Source organism: Rhodoplanes sp. SY1, from assembly GCF_046000175.1.
Lineage (GTDB): Bacteria > Pseudomonadota > Alphaproteobacteria > Rhizobiales > Xanthobacteraceae > Rhodoplanes.
Genome location: NZ_JBEOMB010000201.1, coordinates 1 through 2,890 on the forward strand (window position 1 = coordinate 1; position 2,890 = coordinate 2,890).

Below are 2,890 nucleotides of genomic sequence, written 5' to 3' on the forward strand. Positions count from 1 at the left end.
TCAACGACCAGAGGAAGCGGGCGATGGCCCGCAAGGTCGCGGCGGCGCTCGGCGGGTCGGTGCGCGACAAGACGATCGCGGTGCTGGGCCTCACCTTCAAGCCGAACACCGACGACATGCGCGATGCGCCGTCGATCCCGCTGGTGACGGCGTTCAACGACATGGGCGCCAAGGTGCGGGCCTACGACCCGGCCGGCATGGAGCAGGCCAAACGCGACCTCGACGGCCTCGTCACCTTCTGCGCCAACGCCTACGAGTGCGCGCAGGGCGCCGACGCGGTCGTCATCGTCACCGAGTGGGAGCAGTTCCGCGCCCTCGACCTCGACCGGCTCAAGAGCGCGATGCGCCAGCCCGTGATGGTCGACCTGCGCAACGTCTACCGGGCGGACGAGATGGCGGCCGCCGGATTCAGCTATTCCAGTGTGGGCAGGGCAATTGCGCCAAGCCATGTCCGATCATGACTCCCCGTCGTGCTTCGGATAAGAGCGCTGCGACGCGGAGGATCCCATGCACTTCCTGATCACCGGCTCGGCCGGGTTCATCGGCTTCCATCTGGCGCGGAGGCTGCTCACCGCGGGGCACACGGTCGTCGGCTACGACGCGATGACCGACTATTACGACCGGAGGCTGAAGGAGGCGCGGCACGCGATCCTGGCCGAGCACGACGGATTCCAGGCCGTCATCGCGCCGCTCGAGGACCTCGCGGCGCTGCGTGCCGCGGCGGCGATCGCCCGGCCCGACGTCATCGTTCATCTCGCCGCGCAGGCTGGCGTGCGCTACTCGCTCGAGAACCCGCGCGCTTACGTCGATTCGAATCTCATTGGCTCGTTCAACTTGCTCGAGGTGGCCCGCGAGGTCGCGCCGCGGCACCTCTTGCTCGCTTCGACGAGCTCGGTCTACGGCGGCAACGAGACCATGCCGTTCCACGAGGTCGACCGCGCCGACTTCCCGATCACCATCTACGCCGCGACCAAGAAAGCGATGGAGGGGCTGGCGCATACCTACGCGCATCTGTGGGGCCTGCCGACCACCTGCTTCCGCTTCTTTACCGTCTACGGCCCGTGGGGCCGTCCCGACATGGCGCTGTTCAAGTTCGTCGACGCGATCCAGCACGGCCGTCCGATCGAGATCTACGGCATGGGCGATATGCGGCGCGACTTCACCTATGTCGACGATCTCGTCGAGGCCGTCGTCCGCCTGATCGATCTCCCGCCCGTCCAGGGAAGGCCGGTAATGATTTCTGGCGTGATCGATACGCTCTCACCTGTGGCGCCGTGGCGGGTCGTCAACATCGCCGGCGGCCAGCCGGTTGGGCTGATGGACTTCGTCGCAGCGATCGAGACTGCGCTGGGCTGCCGAGCCGAAAAGCTCATGCGCCCAATGCAGCTCGGTGATGTGCGCGAGACTTTTGCCGATCACCGCTTGCTCGAGTCGCTGACCGGCTTTCGCCCGCAGACGCCAGTCACGGTCGGCGTTCCGGCTTTCGTCGACTGGTACTTGTCGAAGTATCAGGTGCAATAAGACGCTCAGGTCGCCAATCGCCGTGACGGACCCAGCCGGATGCATTACGTCGGGATATCGACGAACTTCTTCTCTATGCCGCCGGTGTTAGTGTCCGTTGGGAAACTCGGTTCAGTGGCTGATGCGGCGCAGGAGAAGGCTTTCCATGGTGACGTAGAGCATAGCTTCGGCGACGTCGATCCTGGCCTCGTAGTCGCGCACGAGGCGGCGCCAGTGCAATCATCCAGCCGAAGGTGCGCTCGACCCGCGGCAGGACCTCGAAACCCTGCTGGCCTTCCATGCGGCGGATCACCTCGATGACGAAGTCGAGGTACTCGGCCTTATCCATCTGCTTGCTCCGGTCGTAGGCGCTGTCGTCCTCGGCGACGACTACGTCGAGCTCCCAGTGGAGCGCGTTCTCGATCGCCCAGTGCGCCCGCACGACCCGCAGCAATTCGAGGGGCGAGACGGTGCGAGACAACGCGAAGAGGTTGATCTCGCGCTCGGTCTTGCCGGCGAGGCGGCGGATGCGCTCGATGCGACCGAACGGTTTCAGCCCCGGAAACTGGTGATAGTCGCCGAGATCGCCGGCGTCGACGATGGCGGTGCGCCGGGTCTCTTGGCGGCCGTGACCCGCTCGGTCGTCTCGGCCGTAGGATGGGTCTTCTTCATCCGCAGAAAGCAGGCGTCGGCATCGCTGCGCAGCGACTCCTGGTTCCCCTTCAAGGCGCGACAGTAATCGCCGCCGCGGGCGACGACGCCATCGGCGATGTGGCGATGGCCGTGCAGTGCATCGCCGTGACGATCTTGCCGGCGAGGTCCACCCGGCCGAGCAGCTCCAGGGCAGCGGCGACCTCGTCGCCGTCCTTCGCGGCCAGGCACGACAGCGTTATCCGCATCTCGGCCGCGAACGCCGACACCATCAACTTGGGGGCATGCGCCTTGCCGGCCTCGTAGGCTCGTCGCAGGGCGTTGCCGGCCATCGCGACGCTCACATCATATCCATCCGAAGGTTGCGCTAGCGCGGCCCCAACGCCGCCAAGAAGGCGGAAGGGCGGATGGAGTTCCTCCCGCATTTTACCAACTCGATGATTCCAGTTACCAGTGCGTTCATAAGTATAGTAAAATGTTGCCGTGGCGAGGTGGCGGAACGGTACGCGGGGGTTTGCAAAGCCTCACATCCTGGTTCGAATCCAGGCCTCGCCTCCATGAAGCTGCCCTCGGGTAAGCGACCAGGGCTATCGCATATGGCCGAGCAGCTCGAGCAAGAACGCGTCGTTCCAGCCGCGCGCTTGAGCTTGGTCGTCAGTGATTCCTTGCTTTGATCGAGGCGGGCGACGTCGAGCGCACGGCGGCGAAGCACGGCGATGTTTGAAGTGGACCCCGGATT

3 protein-coding genes, 1 tRNA gene and 3 pseudogenes are annotated in these 2,890 nt (G+C 65.3%); 3 read left to right on the plus strand and 4 right to left on the minus strand.

What is annotated here, in order from left to right:
- On the plus strand, nucleotides 1–461 hold a 461-nt coding region (locus ABTU92_RS28230), incomplete at its 5' end, for a UDP binding domain-containing protein (protein ID WP_408094902.1).
- Nucleotides 462–507: 46 nt separating this feature from the next.
- Nucleotides 508–1,521: an SDR family NAD(P)-dependent oxidoreductase gene (locus tag ABTU92_RS28235; protein WP_408094903.1), complete on the plus strand. Its 1,014-nt coding sequence runs from the start codon at nucleotides 508–510 to the stop codon at nucleotides 1,519–1,521.
- 111 nt (nucleotides 1,522–1,632) lie between these two features.
- Here the strand turns inward: ABTU92_RS28235 and ABTU92_RS28240 are convergent.
- The 3 genes and pseudogenes from ABTU92_RS28240 to ABTU92_RS28250 form a co-directional block, all read right to left on the minus strand.
- Nucleotides 1,633–1,876: pseudogene (locus ABTU92_RS28240) on the minus strand (IS5/IS1182 family transposase); the annotation flags it as partial.
- Between the two features lie 33 nt (nucleotides 1,877–1,909).
- A pseudogene (locus tag ABTU92_RS28245) lies at nucleotides 1,910–2,236 on the minus strand (hypothetical protein); the annotation flags it as partial.
- Nucleotides 2,223–2,495 (minus strand): hypothetical protein, encoded by a 273-nt coding sequence (locus ABTU92_RS28250; RefSeq protein WP_408094904.1) that lies wholly within the window; start codon nucleotides 2,493–2,495, stop codon nucleotides 2,223–2,225. The gene ABTU92_RS28250 and the pseudogene ABTU92_RS28245, both read right to left, overlap by 14 nt.
- Before the next feature lie 141 nt (nucleotides 2,496–2,636).
- On the opposite strand from ABTU92_RS28250, the gene ABTU92_RS28255 reads away from it, so the two are divergent.
- Nucleotides 2,637–2,709 (plus strand) — tRNA-Cys (locus tag ABTU92_RS28255).
- Between the two features lie 29 nt (nucleotides 2,710–2,738).
- Here ABTU92_RS28255 and ABTU92_RS28260 read toward each other — a convergent pair.
- Nucleotides 2,739–2,890: pseudogene (locus ABTU92_RS28260) on the minus strand (ISAs1 family transposase); the annotation flags it as partial.